15 protein-coding genes are annotated in these 15833 nt (G+C 67.7%); 11 read left to right on the top strand and 4 right to left on the bottom strand.

Annotated features, from left to right (window positions below; all coding sequences use genetic code 11):
* The first annotated feature begins 76 nt into the window (after positions 1–76).
* From ybgC to folD, 11 genes are all read left to right on the top strand, one after another.
* Positions 77–463, top strand: a complete 387-nt coding sequence (ybgC, locus tag ACFQ2S_RS00365; RefSeq protein ID WP_386071784.1) for a tol-pal system-associated acyl-CoA thioesterase — start codon at positions 77–79, stop codon at positions 461–463.
* 263 nt (positions 464–726) lie between these two features.
* Positions 727–1422, top strand: coding sequence for a protein TolQ (gene tolQ / locus ACFQ2S_RS00360; protein WP_386071782.1), 696 nt, complete (start codon positions 727–729; stop codon positions 1420–1422).
* Positions 1423–1425: 3 nt separating this feature from the next.
* Positions 1426–1905 (top strand): protein TolR, encoded by a 480-nt coding sequence (gene tolR / locus ACFQ2S_RS00355; protein WP_089235184.1) that lies wholly within the window; start codon positions 1426–1428, stop codon positions 1903–1905.
* Positions 1898–3139 (top strand): energy transducer TonB, encoded by a 1242-nt coding sequence (locus ACFQ2S_RS00350; RefSeq protein ID WP_386071780.1) that lies wholly within the window; start codon positions 1898–1900, stop codon positions 3137–3139. Before tolR ends, ACFQ2S_RS00350 begins: the two co-directional genes overlap by 8 nt.
* Positions 3140–3243: 104 nt before the next feature.
* Positions 3244–4575, top strand: coding sequence for a Tol-Pal system beta propeller repeat protein TolB (gene tolB, locus ACFQ2S_RS00345; RefSeq protein WP_386071778.1), 1332 nt, complete (start codon positions 3244–3246; stop codon positions 4573–4575).
* A 156-nt stretch (positions 4576–4731) separates the two neighbouring features.
* The gene (gene pal / locus ACFQ2S_RS00340) at positions 4732–5256 is read left to right on the top strand and encodes a peptidoglycan-associated lipoprotein Pal (RefSeq protein WP_386071776.1); all 525 of its coding nucleotides are present in this window, start codon (positions 4732–4734) and stop codon (positions 5254–5256) included.
* A gap of 10 nt (positions 5257–5266) precedes the next feature.
* On the top strand, positions 5267–6091 hold the full coding sequence (gene ybgF / locus ACFQ2S_RS00335; protein ID WP_386071774.1) for a tol-pal system protein YbgF: 825 nt from the start codon (positions 5267–5269) through the stop codon (positions 6089–6091).
* 55 nt (positions 6092–6146) lie between these two features.
* Complete coding sequence (gene tilS, locus ACFQ2S_RS00330) at positions 6147–7385, top strand: tRNA lysidine(34) synthetase TilS (protein WP_386071773.1); 1239 nt, start codon at positions 6147–6149, stop codon at positions 7383–7385.
* A gap of 123 nt (positions 7386–7508) precedes the next feature.
* On the top strand, positions 7509–9434 hold the full coding sequence (ftsH, locus tag ACFQ2S_RS00325; protein ID WP_386071772.1) for an ATP-dependent zinc metalloprotease FtsH: 1926 nt from the start codon (positions 7509–7511) through the stop codon (positions 9432–9434).
* Positions 9435–9631: 197 nt separating this feature from the next.
* Positions 9632–11308 carry a formate--tetrahydrofolate ligase gene (locus tag ACFQ2S_RS00320; RefSeq protein ID WP_386071770.1) on the top strand — a complete coding sequence of 559 codons (1677 nt, stop codon included), beginning with the start codon at positions 9632–9634 and terminating at the stop codon, positions 11306–11308.
* Between the two features lie 272 nt (positions 11309–11580).
* Positions 11581–12474, top strand: coding sequence for a bifunctional methylenetetrahydrofolate dehydrogenase/methenyltetrahydrofolate cyclohydrolase FolD (folD, locus tag ACFQ2S_RS00315; RefSeq protein ID WP_386071768.1), 894 nt, complete (start codon positions 11581–11583; stop codon positions 12472–12474).
* 84 nt (positions 12475–12558) lie between these two features.
* Here folD and ACFQ2S_RS00310 read toward each other — a convergent pair whose 3' ends face one another.
* The 4 genes from ACFQ2S_RS00310 to panC form a co-directional block, all read right to left on the bottom strand.
* A complete protein-coding gene (locus ACFQ2S_RS00310; RefSeq protein WP_386071981.1) occupies positions 12559–12972 on the bottom strand; it encodes a PaaI family thioesterase in 414 nt (137 codons plus the stop codon).
* Between the two features lie 174 nt (positions 12973–13146).
* The gene (gene pdeM, locus ACFQ2S_RS00305) at positions 13147–13803 is read right to left on the bottom strand and encodes a ligase-associated DNA damage response endonuclease PdeM (protein WP_386071979.1); all 657 of its coding nucleotides are present in this window, start codon (positions 13801–13803) and stop codon (positions 13147–13149) included.
* 148 nt (positions 13804–13951) lie between these two features.
* Positions 13952–14761, bottom strand: coding sequence for a 3-methyl-2-oxobutanoate hydroxymethyltransferase (gene panB / locus ACFQ2S_RS00300; protein WP_386071766.1), 810 nt, complete (start codon positions 14759–14761; stop codon positions 13952–13954).
* The gene (gene panC / locus ACFQ2S_RS00295) at positions 14758–15603 is read right to left on the bottom strand and encodes a pantoate--beta-alanine ligase (protein ID WP_386071764.1); all 846 of its coding nucleotides are present in this window, start codon (positions 15601–15603) and stop codon (positions 14758–14760) included. Before panC ends, panB begins: the two co-directional genes overlap by 4 nt.
* Between the last annotated feature and the right edge of the window lie 230 nt (positions 15604–15833).

Below are 15833 nucleotides of genomic sequence, written 5' to 3'. Positions count from 1 at the left end.
GGCGACATTGCGCCTCCGGTCTTGCAGGCCGGACGGCATCGGCGTAGCCCCGACCCGTCAGATCCCGGAACCGTCCATGCCACATATCCATTCCCTGCGCGTCTATTACGAAGACACCGACATGGCGGGGATCGTCTACTACGCCAATTATCTCAAGTTCATCGAGCGTGGCCGGTCCGAATGGGTCCGAAATCTCGGGGTCGATCAGAACGCAATGAAGGACGAGCAGGGGATCGTCTTCGCGGTCCGGCGCGTCGAGGCGGACTATCTTGCGCCAGCACGCCTGGACGACCTTCTGGATGTCGAGACCCGCATGGCCGAGGTGAAGGGCGCAAGCTTTGTGATGGAGCAGCGGGTGCTGCGGGCGGAACAGGTTCTATTCGTCGCGCGCGTCGTGGTCGCCACGATGACCACCGACGGCCGCCCGGTGCGGATTCCGGCCGATATCAGGGCGCGGATGTAGAAGGCAGGACGCCGAGAGCAGGCCGAAGGCCTGCCACCCCCAACCACGCGCAAGCGCGCCGCGCGCCGCCGCGTGGGCGGGAGCCCCCGGTTTTCGGCCCTCTCCCATGGCGGATATCCGCGCACTGCGCCCCCCGCCGTGCCGGTTCCGTGTCGGAATGTTGTCGCCGTCACGCCTTCGTGTTGGCGTTTCCCCTGTAAACCGGGTAGATTCGCGCGCAAGAACGGCCGCCGAGAGAGCGGCAGGTAACACGAGCAGGCAGTATGGATCCCTCGACCCTTCCCCTTGCAACGGAGATGGATTTCTCCATGTGGGCGCTTTTTGCCCGCGCGACATTCACGGTCAAACTGGTGATGCTGATGCTGATCGTCGCCTCTTTCTGGGGCTGGGCGATCATCATTCAGAAGCACATCATGTATCGCATCGCGCGCCGCGAATCCGACGCTTTCGATGCGCAATTCTGGTCGGGCGAGCCGCTCGATGAACTGTTCGACGAGGTAGGCACCGACCCGACGAGCGCGTCTCAGCGGATCTTTGCTGCCGGAATGATCGAATGGCGCCGCTCGCATCGCGAGGATGGCGGCCTGATCGCCGGCGCACAGGCGCGGATCGACCGGTCGATGGACGTGGCCATCGCCAAGGAGGCGGAGGGCCTGAACCGTGGCCTCGGCTTCCTGGCAACCACCGGCTCCACGGCGCCCTTCATCGGGCTTTTCGGCACCGTCTGGGGGATCAAGCACGCCTTCGAGGAAATCGCGATCGCCCAGAACACCAACCTCGCGGTCGTCGCGCCGGGTATCTCGGAGGCGCTCGTTGCCACCGCGCTCGGCCTGCTGGCGGCGATTCCGGCGGTGATCTTCTACAACAAGCTGAGCTCCGACAGTGACCGGATCATCGGCGGCTACGAGAGCTTTGCCGACGAATTCGCCACCATCCTGTCGCGCCAGCTGGATTCCTGAACCATGGGTGCGGGGGTCATCAAATCCCAGGGCGGTGGCGGCACGCGCCGGCGTCGCAGGGCTGGGCGTCATCCGGCCGCGATGTCCGAGATCAACGTCACGCCCTTCGTGGACGTCATGCTGGTGCTGCTGATCATCTTCATGGTCGCCGCGCCGCTGCTGACGGTCGGCGTGCCGGTAGAGCTTCCCAAGACCGCGGCGCAGGCGCTGCCGCACGAGCAGGAGGAACCGCTCGTCGTCACGCTCACCGCGGAGGGTCAGCTGTCGATCATGACCACCGAGATCGCCGAGGACGAGCTGGTCTCGCGCCTGAGGGCTGTCGCGGCCGAGCGGGCCGACGACAAGGTGTTCCTGCGCGCCGACGGGGCAATCCCATATGAGCGGGTCGTCCAGGTGATGGGCGCGCTCAATGCCGGCGGCTTTTCGAATATCGGCCTGGTGACAGACACCGGCGGTCCGACCTTCGATGGCGAGGATGGCTGAGACGGCTTTCATGAATACCGGGGTTAAGATCTCGGGCGCTGCGCATGTCGGGCTGATCCTCTGGGCGGCTTTCGGCGGCCTTTTTGCGTTCGACCGGCCCGAGCCGATGGAATTCTCCGAGGTCACGCTGGTCTCCGGAGAGCAGTTCGCCGCCATGTTGGCGGCGGGAAGCGCCGCGCCGGAGGTTCCGGAGAACCTCGACGCGCCGAGCGCGCCCGAAGCGCCGAGCCCGGAAGAGGTCGCGCCCGAACCTCCCGCGGAGGATCCGGCGCCCGAGGCGGCGGAGGCCCCCGAGCCCGCCGCGACCGACGCGCCGGAACCGGCGCCGGAATTCGACGAGACCTTCGAGACTCCACAGGCCGAGGTGACGCCCGAAGCGCCGCCCGCGCCCGTATCTCCCGAAACGCCCGAAGGGGCGGCGGTGGAGCTTGCGCCGGAAGTGGCGCCAGTGCCCCGCGTCGCTCCGCGGATCGCGCCGGAAGCCGCCCCGGCGCCGGAACCTGACACCGAGGTCGCCGAGCAGGTTCAGGAGGCCGTGCGCCCCGACGAGAGCGCCGCCACCGAGATCCCGGCCGAGCCGCAGGACGCCGCCGCGCCCGAGGAGGCCGCGACGCGGATCGTGCCGGAGGCCGTGGAGGAATCCGGCGGCGCGCAGGTCGCGCTTGCGCCGTCCGGCACGCCGCGCCCGCAGAGCCGGCCGCGCCGTCCGCAGCCCGAACCCACGCCCGCAGCCCAGCCGGCGCAGCCCGAGCGTCCGGCACCGCCGAAGCCGGCGACCGAGACGCCGCCCGAGCCTCCGGCCGAGGATGCCATGGCCGATGCCATCGCCGCCGCCGTTGCGGAGGCCGCCCCTTCCGGCGGCTCCGGCGCGGGCGAGGCGGAGGCCGGCACCGGCACTGCGCCCACCGGTCCGCCACTCACCTCCGGCGAGAAGGACGCGCTGCGTATCGGCGTGCAGCAATGCTGGAACATTGGCTCCCTGAGCTCCGAGGCGCAGCGGGTCACCGTCACCGTCTTCGTCCGGATGAACGAGAACGCCACACCCGATACCGGCTCGATCCGCATGATCAGCGCCGAGGGCGGCAGTGATGCCGCGGCCGCAACCGCCTTCGAGGCCGCGCGCCGCGCGATCATCCGCTGCGGCAGCAGCGGCTATGATCTGCCGCCGGAGAAATTCGGCCAGTGGCGCGAGATCGAGATGACCTTCAACCCCGAGCAGATGAGGATACGCTGATGCCCCGGCTCGCCGTCCCAGAGACACGGCCGCGACGGCCAGGGCATCGCAGCCTTGTCGCCAAGGTCCCCGCATTCCAGCCCCGACAGAAAGGGTTCCAACCGATGTTCCTGCGCTCCATTGCCTTTGTCCTCGCCCTGCTTTCCGCAGGCGGGCTGCCCGCGACGCCGATTACGGCGCAATCGGGACCGCTGCGGATCGAGATCACCGAGGGGGTGATCGAGCCCCTGCCGTTCGCGCTCCCGGCCTTCGTGGCCGAGACGCCGGCCGCGACCCAGCTTGCTGCCGACATCTCCAACCTGATCGCCGCCGACCTCGAGGGAACCGGGCTGTTCCGCCGGATCCCGGCGGAGGCGCATATCAGCCGGGTCACCAGCTTTGACGCGCCGGTGGCCTATGCGGACTGGAAGGCGATCAACGCCCAGGCGCTGATCACCGGCGCCGTCTCGGCGGATGCCAACGGCTCGGTCAGCGTGAAGTTCCGGCTCTACGACGTCTTCTCCGGCGGCGAACTGGGCGAGGGGCTGAGGCTTGGCGGCTCTGCCACCTCCTGGCGGCGGCTGGCCCACAAGGTGGCAGACCAAGTCTATTCGCGGATCACCGGAGAGGGCGGTTATTTCGACAGCCGTGTCGTTTTCGTCTCCGAGAGCGGCCCAAAGGACAACCGCGAGAAGCGGCTGGCGGTGATGGATTACGACGGCGCCAACGTGCAATACCTGACCGACAGTTCCTCGATCGTGCTGGCGCCGCGCTTCTCGCCCACCGGGGACCGGGTGCTCTATACCTCCTATGCCACCGGCCAGCCCGAGATCTACCTGATGCAGGTCGGCGACGTGCGGCAGCAGGCGCTGAACACCGGGCAGGGGGCGATGACCTTTGCGCCGCGCTTCGGGCCCGACGGGCAGACGGTGGTCTATTCCCGCTCGGTCGGCGGCAACACCGACATCTTCGTCACCCGGATCGGTGGCCAGCCGGTGCAGCTGACCAACACGCCGGCGATCGAGACCGCGCCGAGCTTCTCACCCGACGGCAGCCAGATCGTCTTCGAAAGCGATCGTTCCGGCACCCAGCAGCTCTACATCATGTCGGCACGTGGCGGCGAGCCGCGGCGAATCTCCTTCGGGCAGGGGCGTTACGGCACGCCGGTCTGGTCCCCGCGCGGCGACCTGATCGCCTTCACCAAGCAGAACCAGGGCCGGTTCCACATCGGCGTGATGCGCACCGACGGATCGGAAGAGCGGCTGCTAACCGGCGCCTTCCTCGACGAGGGGCCGACCTGGGCGCCGAACGGGCGGGTGATCATGTTCACCCGCGAGAGCGCGGGCGCCGGCGGGCAACCCTCCCTGTGGTCGGTCGACATCTCGGGGCGCAACCTCAAGCGGGTGCCCACACCGAGCGCCGCGTCGGACCCGGCATGGTCGCCGCTGCTGCCGTGATCAGCGCCCCAGAAACGCTCCGGTCCGAAATTCGGGCCGGATTTCCACCGAAAAATGCACTTCTCGCTGCTGTGCGCTCGCAGCAAGGCGTTCCCAACCCGTTGGCAGGGTGCTAGGAGAGGTCAGAGGCAGCAGGCAGTCATGGAGAATAAGATCATGGCCCACCCCGTAATCAAGGCAGTTCTTCTCATCGGTGCGGTCGGCCTGTCCGCCTGCACCAACCCCGATCGTTTCGGTTCCGGGTCCGACAGCTACGGCGCGGGCGGCGCGGGGGCGGGGGCCGGCGTTACGCCCGGCAGCGCCTCCGATCCCTCCTCGCCGGCCTACTTCCAGGCCGCCGTCGGAGACCGGATCCTGTTCCCCGTCGACCAGTCGGGACTGACGCCCGAAGCCCGCGCCACGCTGGACGGGCAGGCCAACTGGCTGTCGACCAACACCGCCTACAACGCGACCATCGAAGGCCATGCCGATGAACAGGGCACGCGCGAGTACAACCTCGCCCTCGGCGCCCGTCGCGCCAACGCGGTGCAGGAATACCTGATGTCGCGCGGCGTCGCCGGCACCCGGCTCAAGACGGTGAGCTACGGCAAGGAGCGTCCGATCGAGATCTGCTCCGAAGAGGCCTGCTATGCCCAGAACCGCCGCGCGGTGACCGTGCTGCAGGCCGGGCTCGGAAGCTGAGGAGGCTGGCATGCGCCTGACCGTTCTGGCCGCCGTCTTCGCGGCGGCCATTCCTGTAACCGGTTTTGCTCAGGATCGTTCGCAGACCCTGGCCGATATCCGCCAGGAGCTTTCGGTGCTCTATGTTGAATTGCAGGGGCTCAAGCGTGAACTCTCCACCACCGGTCCGGTCGGCGCGCTGGCGCCGTCCACGACCGTGCTGGACCGGGTCAACGTGATCGAGAGCGAGCTGCAGCGGCTGACCGCCAAGTCCGAAGAGCTGGAATTCCGCATCGATCGGATCGTCACCGACGGCACCAACCGCATCGGCGATCTCGAGTTCCGTCTCTGCGAACTGGAAGAAGGCTGCGACATCGGTGCGCTCGGCGACACGCCAACCCTCGGCGGTGGTGCGTTGCCCGAGGCGCCAGCGACGGCGCTGCCATCCGAAAAAAACGGCGGCGCACAGCTCGCAATGGCCGAACAGGCGGAATTCGATCGAGCGAAGGCGGCGCTCGATGACCGTAGCTTTCGCAGCGCCGCAGACCTCTTTGCGGCCTTTACCGAGGCCTACCCCACCGGTCCGCTGACCGCCTCGGCGCATTTCCACCACGGGGATGCGCTGACCGAGCTGGGCGAGATCGCCCCGGCGGCGCGTGCCTATCTCAATTCTTTCTCGGCCGACCCGCAGGGGGCGCAGGCACCGCAGGCGCTTTTGCGGCTTGGCCAGAGCCTCGGGCGGCTCGGCCAGACCAACGAGGCCTGCATCACGCTGGGCGAGGTCGATACCCGTTTCCCGGGCAGCACCGAGGCGACCGAAGCCATGGCATCGCGCTCCGGGCTGGGATGCCCCTGAGCCCGGGCATCCGGTCCGCCGGCCCGTTGCACGAAATCCTATCGCTGACGGGCCGATGACCCTCTCTGAACGCTTCGCCACGCGCATGGAGGCGCTGCTGCCGACGCCAATGCCATCCTGCATCGGGGTGGCGGTGTCGGGCGGCGGCGATTCCATGGCGCTGATGCATCTTGCCGCCGACTGGGCGGGTGCCGCCGGGCTGCATGCCGAGGTGGCGAGCGTCGATCACGGCCTGCGCGCGGCCGCGGCGGAGGAGGCGGCGATGGTCGCCTCGGAGGCCCGCGGACTCGGCCTTCTGCACGAAACCCTGCGATGGCGCGGCAGCGAGGCGCAGGGCAACCTTCAGGATGCCGCGCGACGTGCCCGCTACGGATTGCTGGCCGCATGGGCGGCGCGACGCCGGCTCGACGCCGTGCTGCTGGGCCACACACGGGACGACAACGTGGAATGCCTTGTGCTGGGACTCGCCCGTGGGGCGGGGCTGGACGGGTTGTCGGGGATGCGCCCCGCGTTCCGCCGCGACGGCGCGCCCTTCCTGCGACCGCTGCTGGAGGAGAGCCGAGCGGAGCTGCGCGTTTACCTCACCGGCCGCGGGATCGACTGGGTCGAGGACCCGTCGAACGAGGACACTCGGTTCGCGCGGGTCCGGGTCCGGCAGGCGCTGGAACTGTTGCCGCCGCTTGGCGTCACGCCGGAGGCGTTGGCGCGGAGTGTCGAGAATCTCCGCAGCACTCGGGAGGGGCTCGACGCTTTGCTGCGGGCCTTCATCCGCGACCATTGCCGCATCGTCGCCGGCGACATTCTGGTCGCGCCGGACGCCTTCGCCTGCCTTGCCGACGAATTCGCCCGCCGTTTCCTGAACGCGGCTCTTCGCTGGGTGTCCGGTGCGGAATACACCCCACGCGCGGCCAAGCTTGCCAATCTCCTGTCGGACGACACCGCACTTCGCGCCGGGCTCACGCTGCACGGCTGTATCCTGCGCGCCGGCGGGCAGGGGCTCCGAATTTTTCGTGAGCCCGAAGCCGCCGCCCGTGCCACGCCTGCAGGCCCGGGGGCGCGGTGGGACGGTCGCTGGATCGTGACCGGCCCTTTCGAGCCGGGGATGGAGGTGCGCTGCCTCGGTCCCCACGGGATCCTGCAGCGCCCGGCCTGGCGCGAGGCCGGACTTCCGCGCGGCACCTGCCTTTCCGGCCCGGCTGTCTGGAGCGGCGATCGGCTCGTCGCGGCGCCGCTGATCGAGCCGGGTTGCGCCTTTGCCGCCGAGGTCGAGACGACATTCGCCGACAACCTCTGATCCGGGACCTGCAAGCGATTTCCTTTCACGTCGGTTATCGCGTTGAACCTCAGCGCCGATCCACTATCTTAGGGAGAACCCGGTTTGCACGCGCTGCAGGCCTGATTGAGGAGTCGCACCCCCGTGGGAAATGCCCGTAATATCGCCTTCTGGGTCGTTCTGTTTTTGCTGATCCTGGCGCTTTTCAACCTCTTCAGCGGTGGCCAGAGCACTATGGCGACCCGCACGTTGAGTTTTTCCGAATTCATTCAGCAGGTTGATGACGGGACCGTTTCGTCGGTCACGATCGACGGCGAACGCGTCCGGATCCGAAGCACGGACGGAAACGTCTATTCCTCGGTGATCCCCGAAGGCACGGACCTGGCCGATCGCCTGATCGGCGAGGGCGTCGAGGTGAACGTCGAGCCGCAACAGCAGAACGGTCTGCTGGCCTATATCGGCACTCTGCTGCCCTTTATCATCCTGATCGGCATCTGGATTTTCCTGATGAACCGTATGCAGGGCGGTGGCCGTGGCGGCGCGATGGGCTTCGGCAAGTCCAAGGCCAAGCTGCTGACGGAAAAGTCCGGCCGCGTGACCTTCGACGACGTCGCGGGCATCGACGAGGCCAAGGAAGAGCTCGAGGAGATCGTCGAGTTCCTGCGCAATCCGCAGAAGTTCTCGCGTCTCGGCGGCAAGATCCCGAAAGGTGCGCTGCTGGTCGGCCCTCCGGGTACCGGTAAGACCCTGCTGGCGCGTGCGATCGCCGGCGAGGCGGGCGTGCCCTTCTTCACCATTTCCGGCTCCGACTTCGTCGAGATGTTCGTGGGTGTCGGTGCCTCCCGCGTGCGCGACATGTTCGAACAGGCCAAGAAGAACGCGCCCTGCATCGTCTTCATCGACGAGATCGACGCCGTCGGTCGCTCCCGTGGCGTCGGCTATGGCGGCGGCAACGACGAGCGCGAGCAGACGCTGAACCAGCTCCTCGTGGAGATGGACGGTTTCGAGGCCAACGAGGGCATCATCATCGTCGCGGCCACCAACCGCCCCGACGTGCTCGACCCGGCGCTGCTGCGCCCCGGCCGTTTCGACCGCCAGGTGCAGGTGCCGAACCCTGACATCAAGGGCCGCGAAAAGATCCTCGGCGTTCATGCCCGCAAGGTGCCTTTGGGCCCCGACGTGGACCTTCGCATCATCGCCCGCGGCACGCCCGGCTTCTCGGGGGCTGATCTTGCCAACCTCGTGAACGAGGCGGCGCTGATGGCTGCCCGTGTCGGCCGCCGGTTCGTCACGATGGAGGATTTCGAGAACGCCAAGGACAAGGTCATGATGGGCGCGGAACGCCGCTCCATGGTCATGACCGAGGACGAGAAGAAGCTGACCGCCTATCACGAAGCCGGTCACGCAGTTGTCGGCCTCAACGTCCCGCAGCATGATCCGATCCACAAGGCGACGATCATCCCGCGTGGCCGTGCGCTCGGCCTCGTGCTGTCGCTGCCGGAGCGCGACCAGCTGTCGGTGAGCTACACCAAGTACAAGTCCAAGATCGCCATGGCGATGGGCGGGCGCGTCGCCGAAGAACTGATCTTCGGCAAGGAGAACGTGACCTCCGGTGCGGCGTCAGACATCCAGCAGGTGACCAAGATCGCCCGTGCGATGGTGACCCAGTTCGGCATGTCGGACAACCTCGGCTACATCGATTATGCCAACGAGCAACAATCGTATCTCGGCAACTACCAGGCCGCGGCCAATGCCTCGCCCGAGACGCAGGAGCGGATCGACGAGGAAGTGCGCCGGCTGGTCGACGAGGGCTACGAGCGGGCCAAGCAGATCCTGACCGAAAAGCATCAGGACCTCGAGAACCTCGCGCAGGGCCTTCTGGAATACGAGACCCTGACCGGGCCCGAGATCCAGAAGGTGATCAATGGCGAGCCGCTCAATCGCGGCGACGATGACGACAGCCACGCCGACAGCGGCAGCACGCCGTCGATCACCGCCATTCCGAAGACCAAGCCCAAGGCGCCGAAAACGGATCCCGATCCGGACCTGGAGCCCGATCCCACGGTCTGAACCGTGGACGGCAGCGCACGCCAACGAACCCAGAAGCCCCGGAGCCTCTGCGCCCGGGGTTTCTTCTTTGTGTCCCGTGCCGGTACGCATTCGCCGCTGGCGGGAGGCGAAATGTCGGAATGGTTCCTCCTTTGGTCGCGTTCCGGGGCTATCAGCGAATGGAGGAGTGGCGGTTTCCGCCGGCAGGGAGGACAACCATGAACCAGAAATCCGACATCGAGATCGCGCGCGCGGCCCGCAAGAAGCCGATTCAGGAGGTCGGCGAAAGGCTCGGCATTCCGACCGAGGCGCTGATTCCCTATGGCCACGACAAGGCCAAGGTCGGACAGGCGTTCATCCGTTCGCTTGGAGAGCGCCCCGACGGCAAGCTGATCCTCGTCACTGCCATCAACCCGACCCCGGCGGGCGAGGGCAAGACGACCACGACCGTCGGCCTGGGCGACGGGCTGAACCGGATCGGCCGCAAGGCCGCGATCTGCATCCGCGAGGCGAGCCTCGGACCGTGCTTCGGCATGAAGGGCGGCGCGGCCGGCGGCGGGCACGCGCAGGTGGTGCCGATGGAGGACATGAACCTTCATTTCACCGGCGATTTCCACGCCATCACCAGCGCCCACAACCTGCTGGCGGCGATGATCGACAATCACATCTACTGGGGCAATGCGCTGGAGATCGACGAGCGCCGGGTCACCTGGCGCCGGGTGCTCGACATGAACGACCGCGCCCTGCGGGACATCGTCACCTCGCTCGGCGGCGTCTCGAACGGCTTTCCGCGGCAGACCGGCTTCGACATCACCGTGGCCTCCGAGGTCATGGCCTGCCTCTGCCTTGCGGCCGACCTTGAGGACCTGCAGGAGAGGCTGGGCAACATCATCGTCGCCTATCGCCGCGACCGCAGCCCGATCTACTGCCGCGACCTGAAGGCCGACGGCGCCATGACCGTCCTGCTCAGGGACGCGATGCAACCCAACCTCGTGCAGACGCTGGAGAACAACCCGGCCTTCGTCCATGGCGGTCCTTTCGCCAACATCGCCCATGGCTGCAACTCCGTGATCGCCACGCGCACCGCCCTGAAACTCGCAGATTACGTCGTGACGGAGGCAGGCTTCGGGGCCGACCTCGGGGCAGAGAAATTCATGAACATCAAGTGCCGCAAGGCTGGCATTGCGCCCGCCGCCGTGGTGATCGTCGCCACGATCCGCGCGCTCAAGATGAACGGCGGCGTGGCGCGGGCCGACCTTGGGGCGGAGAACGTCGCCGCGGTGGAGGCCGGCTGCCCCAACCTCGGCCGCCACATCGCCAACGTGAAATCCTTCGGCGTGCCGGTGGTGGTCGCGATCAACCATTTCACCTCCGACACAGAGGCGGAGATCGCGGCGGTGCGTGCCTATGTGGAGGCGCAGGGCTCCGAGGCGATCCTCTGCACGCACTGGGCCGATGGCTCGGCCGGAACCGAGGCGCTGGCGACGCGGGTGGCGGAGATCGCCGATTCCGGCCGCGCGCAGTTCGCGCCGCTCTATCCCGACGAGATGCCGCTGTTCGCGAAGATCGAGACCATCGCCAAGCGGATCTACCACGCCCGCGAAGTGCTCGCCGACCAGAAGATCCGCGACCAGCTCCGCCAGTGGGAGGCGGCGGGCTACGGGCACCTGCCGATCTGCATGGCCAAGACGCAGTACAGCTTCTCCACCGACCCGACCCGGCGCGGCGCCCCCACGGGGCACGGCGTGCCGGTTCGGGAGGTGCGCCTGTCGGCCGGCGCCGGCTTCGTGGTGGTCATCTGCGGGGAAATCATGACCATGCCCGGACTGCCGCGCGTGCCGTCGGCCGAGGAGATCGGTCTGAACGCGGCCGGTGACGTCGAGGGCCTGTTCTGAGCCGACAGCTCTGTCCCGCGGAACCAGGCCCCGCTCCGGGCCTTCGCTTTTGATAGGCACGCTGGAGCGGATCGGAACGCCACGGCACCCGTGACCGGCATTCCGCGGGCGGCAGGGGCAACTCTCCGCCCGGGCGGGCTTGTGCGACGGGCCGCTTCCAGTATGTGTCCTGCGGTATGCCGTCCCGGCCATGAATGCGACGGCGAAGACAGCGTTTCGGTCGTTTGAAGGCCCGGAACGACCGGAATGATGAGCAAGACGGAGCAAGACACATGACGGCACAGATCATCGACGGCAAGGCGTTTGCCGCCAGCATACGCGAGAAGGTGGCAGGCCATGTGGCGCGCCTGAAGCAGGATCACGGGCTGACCCCGGGCCTTGCCGTCGTTCTCGTCGGGGAGGATCCGGCCAGCCAGGTCTATGTCCGCAACAAGGGCAAGCAGACCAAGGAGGCCGGGATGCTCTCGGTCGAGCACCGGCTGCCCGACACGGCTTCCGAGGCTGAGATCCTCGCCTTGGTCGAGACCCTCAACGCCGACCCGTCGATCCATGGCATTCTCGTGCAGCTGCCGCTGCCGGAGCATGTGAATGCCGAGTTGGTGATAAACGCCATCGATCCGGCGAAGGACGTGGACGGCTTTCACATCTCGAACGTCGGGCTGCTGGGAACCGGGCAGAAATCGATGGTGCCCTGCACGCCGCTCGGATGCCTGATGATGCTCCGCGCCCATCACGGCTCGCTTTCCGGCATGGACGCGGTGGTGGTCGGGCGCTCCAACATTGTCGGCAAGCCCATGGCGCAGCTGCTGCTCGGCGAGAGCTGCACCGTGACCATCGCCCACAGCCGCACGAGGAACCTGCCGGAGGTGGTGCGCCGGGCCGACATCGTCGTGGCCGCCGTGGGACGGCCGCGGATGATCCCCGGCGACTGGATCAAGCCGGGTGCCACGGTGATCGACGTTGGCATCAACCGCGTCCCGAAGGATGACGGCAAGTCGCGCCTCGTCGGGGACGTGGATTTTGACAGTGCGGTCGAGGTGGCGGGTGCGATCACCCCGGTGCCGGGCGGGGTTGGCCCGATGACCATCGCCTGCCTTCTGGCCAATACCGTCACCGCCTGCTGCCGCGCGAACGGCCTGCCCGAACCCGAGGGGCTGACCGCCTGATCGGAGCGCTCCCGCCGGTGTCGGCGCCCGTGCGGGCGCCCGAAACCGTTGGGCCGGGCGCACGCTGACGCGTGCGCCGTCAACTCAGGCCGGGATCATCGTGCCTTGCAGCAGCGCGACGGGACGGCGGGATCCCTCGTTCTCCTCGAAGACCTCGGCCGTGACGACGTGGATCCGCCGTCCGGGCTTCACCACACGCCCGATGGCCAGCAGGCGCTCTCCCCGTACTGGAGACAGAAGGTTGATCTTCATCTCGACGGTCAGCACTTCGGCCACGTCCGGCATGAGGGAGAGGGCCGCATAGCCCGCCGCCGTATCGCCAAGCGCGAAGGTCAGACCGGCGTGACCGAAGCCATGCTGCTGCCGTGCGCCAGCGAGGATGGGGGCCGCGAGTTCGACCTCGCCCGGTTCGATGCGACGCATCTCCGCCCCGAAGGTCGCCATGAGGCTTTGCGCCTCGAAGCTCCGGCGCAGTTTACTTTCGAGTGCGGGGGCCACCTCGCTCATGGCGACTTCTTCTCCATTCTTTCCGATTGATGGACTGTTCCGCGTCGGCCGTCTTCTGTCCACACATATCCCCGCCGGAGGCGCCGCGCATGCAATGCGCGGCCCGGCCCAACCGGGAGTGGCACATCTATCGATGTGACGCCTCTCGGGCGGGAGCTTCTGGGATCAGCCGACCGGTACGCAGACCTGGGTGGGGCCGGTCAGGATGGCGCGGGCGTTCGGGCCCAGCAGCGCGCGCAGTTCCGGCGCGGTGACATCGAGCCCGCCGGTGTAAGTTCCGAAGGCGGGGAGGATCAGCCTTGCACCGTCGGTCAGGAAACAGGCGCGCCGCACGCGCTTTCCCCGCGCGTCAAGCGCGGCCTTGGGGTGGTAGTGCCCCGAGATCTCGCCGGCCTCCGCCGTGGTTTCTGCGATGTGGCGGAACCGGAGCGGGCCGAGGTGCAGTTCCGGGGCGTGGCGACCGCCCAGGCCCGGCGGGCCCGGGTCGTGGTTGCCCTCAATCCAGATCCAGTCTCGGCCCGACGCAAGCCTGGTCAGCCAGAGGCGGGCGTCTTCCTCAAGGGCACCGGCCGCCGCGAGGTCGTCGAAGCTGTCGCCGAGGCAGACCACTGTCGCGGGGTCCAGCCGCGCAACCTCTGCATCCAGCCTCTGGAGCGTGTCCCGGCTGTCGTAGGGGGGCAGGAGGCCGCCGCCGCGCCGCGCCATTCGTTCCGATTTCCCCAGGTGGAGGTCGGAGACGCAGAGCAGCCGCCTTTCCGGCCACCAGAGCGCACCCGAGGAGAGCGCGCACAGGCGTGTTCCAACAAATTCGAGCGCGTGCATGTTCATGCTGTGTTCCTGCCGTGTCCGCTGCGGTTTGGCAAGAGGCGTGATGTGGTTGAGGGCGTTCGATCACCCTGGACAGGCAACGGGTGACCCAGCCGCGCCATGGGGTATTTTTGCCAAGAAGAGCGGGGCAGGGCCTGAGCGGTCAGCGATAGACCTCGTCGTCGCCGGGGAAGCTGCGGTTGCGGACCTCCTCGGCGTAGTCACGGACCGCCGTTTCGATCCGGTCGCCGAGGTCGCCATAGACCTTCACGAATTTCGGCGGCCGCGGGTTGAGGCCGAGCATGTCCTCCAGCACCAGGATCTGGCCGTCGCATCGGGCGCTGGCGCCGATCCCGATGGTGGGGATCGGGATCATGCCGGTGATCCGGGCCGCGAGCGGCTCGACCATGCCTTCGAGCACCACGGCAAAGGCGCCGGCCTCGGCCACCGCCACCGCATCGGCCTCGTGGCGCGGCCAGCTCTCGCCGTCGCGTCCTTGCGTCTTGAAGCCGCCCATCACGTTGCTCGACTGCGGGGTGAGGCCGATGTGGCCCATTACCGGGATGCCGCGCTCGGTCAGGAAGCGGATGGTCTCGGCCATGCGGGCGCCGCCCTCCAGCTTGACCGCGCCGCAGCCGGTTTCCTGCATGATCCGCGCGGCGTTGCGAAAGGCGGCCGAGGGGCTTTCCTCGTAGGAGCCGAAGGGCATGTCGACGACCACCAGGGCGCGCTGACTGCCGCGCACCACAGCGCGCCCGTGGGTGATCATCATGTCCACCGTCACGCCGAGAGTGCTGTCCATGCCGTGCATCACCATGCCGAGGCTGTCGCCGACCAGGATGAAATCGGCGTGGCGGTCGACGATTGCGGCGGTATGGGCGTGGTAAGAGGTGAGCGATACGATGGGGTCGCCGCCCTTACGGGCCATGATCTGCGGGACGCTCATGCGCCGGACGGGTTTCTGGACGCTCACGGAAAGATCTCCCTCTGGTCGATCAGCAGCACGCCGCCGAAGTCGGCGGAGAGCATCAGGGCCAGCGGTCCCGAGGGCTTTCCCGAGACGGGGCGCAGGGTGACGGCCTCGGTCACATCCACCGCGCGAAGATGCGAGCGTGGTTCGGCCTGAATCATCCCCGTGACTTCGGCCTGGATCTCCTCGACAGTCGCGCCGGCGGATGCCATCTCCTGGGCGCGGTCGAGTGCGCGGTTCAATACCAGCGCCGCAACGCGGTCCTCGGGGTCGAGTTTGACATTGCGCGACGACATCGCCAACCCGTCGGCTTCACGCACCGTGGGGCAGCCGATAACGCGCAGCGGGAAATGCAGGTCGCGGACCATCGTGCGGATGACCTGCAACTGCTGGTAATCCTTCTCGCCGAAACAGGCGAGGTCGGGCTGCACGATGTTGAAGAGCTTGGTCACCACCGTCGCCACGCCGCGAAAGTGGCCTTCGCGCACCTCGCCGTGCAGCACGTTGGCAAGGCGCATCGTCTCGACGATCGTTTCGGAGCCCTCGGGGTAGATGTCCTTGACACCCGGCAGGAAGACCGCGTCGACCCCGGCCTCCCGCAGCATCGCGAGGTCGCGTTCGGTGTCGCGGGGGTAGGTTTCCAGGTCGTGGGGGTCGCCGAACTGCGTCGGGTTTACGAAGATCGAGACAACGACCCGGTCGGCCTCCTGCGCGGCCCGGGCAACCAGCGCCATGTGGCCGGCATGCAGGAATCCCATCGTCGGCACGAAGCCGATGCTACGGCCCTGCCGTCGCAGACCGTCGAGGTGGCGGCGCAAGTCGCCGGGGTGCGAGAACGTTTCCATGATGCGGTTGGGTAGCCGAAGGCGCGGATCAAATCAAACGCGGAAAGCGGACGCGGCACCCGCTGCGCGCGGTCTGATGGAACGTCCCTGCCGGCTGGCAGGGGCTTCGGCGGGGCGAGCGGTGCACGAGGGCAGGTCGCTTTCCGCCAATCAAGGGTCGGCGGGGTATGGCGCGGGGCGGGGTGGCTGCGCTTAACTCGCCACAGCATGCTGGCAGAGGGATCGGAGCC

The organism is Tropicimonas aquimaris (assembly GCF_042676185.1).
GTDB lineage: Bacteria > Pseudomonadota > Alphaproteobacteria > Rhodobacterales > Rhodobacteraceae > Tropicimonas > Tropicimonas aquimaris.
The sequence above is the reverse complement of the archived record's forward strand: the minus strand, read 5'-3'. Positions and strand labels throughout refer to the sequence as shown.

Coding starts and splice junctions, on each gene's coding strand:
- ybgC (WP_386071784.1), top strand. CDS start 77: ATGCCACATATCCATTCCCTGCGCGTCTATTACGAAGACACCGACATG.
- tolQ (WP_386071782.1), top strand. CDS start 727: ATGGATCCCTCGACCCTTCCCCTTGCAACGGAGATGGATTTCTCCATG.
- tolR (WP_089235184.1), top strand. CDS start 1,426: ATGGGTGCGGGGGTCATCAAATCCCAGGGCGGTGGCGGCACGCGCCGG.
- ACFQ2S_RS00350 (WP_386071780.1), top strand. CDS start 1,898: ATGGCTGAGACGGCTTTCATGAATACCGGGGTTAAGATCTCGGGCGCT.
- tolB (WP_386071778.1), top strand. CDS start 3,244: ATGTTCCTGCGCTCCATTGCCTTTGTCCTCGCCCTGCTTTCCGCAGGC.
- pal (WP_386071776.1), top strand. CDS start 4,732: ATGGCCCACCCCGTAATCAAGGCAGTTCTTCTCATCGGTGCGGTCGGC.
- ybgF (WP_386071774.1), top strand. CDS start 5,267: ATGCGCCTGACCGTTCTGGCCGCCGTCTTCGCGGCGGCCATTCCTGTA.
- tilS (WP_386071773.1), top strand. CDS start 6,147: ATGACCCTCTCTGAACGCTTCGCCACGCGCATGGAGGCGCTGCTGCCG.
- ACFQ2S_RS00320 (WP_386071770.1), top strand. CDS start 9,632: ATGAACCAGAAATCCGACATCGAGATCGCGCGCGCGGCCCGCAAGAAG.
- folD (WP_386071768.1), top strand. CDS start 11,581: ATGACGGCACAGATCATCGACGGCAAGGCGTTTGCCGCCAGCATACGC.
- pdeM (WP_386071979.1), bottom strand. CDS start 13,803: ATGCACGCGCTCGAATTTGTTGGAACACGCCTGTGCGCGCTCTCCTCG.
- panC (WP_386071764.1), bottom strand. CDS start 15,603: ATGGAAACGTTCTCGCACCCCGGCGACTTGCGCCGCCACCTCGACGGT.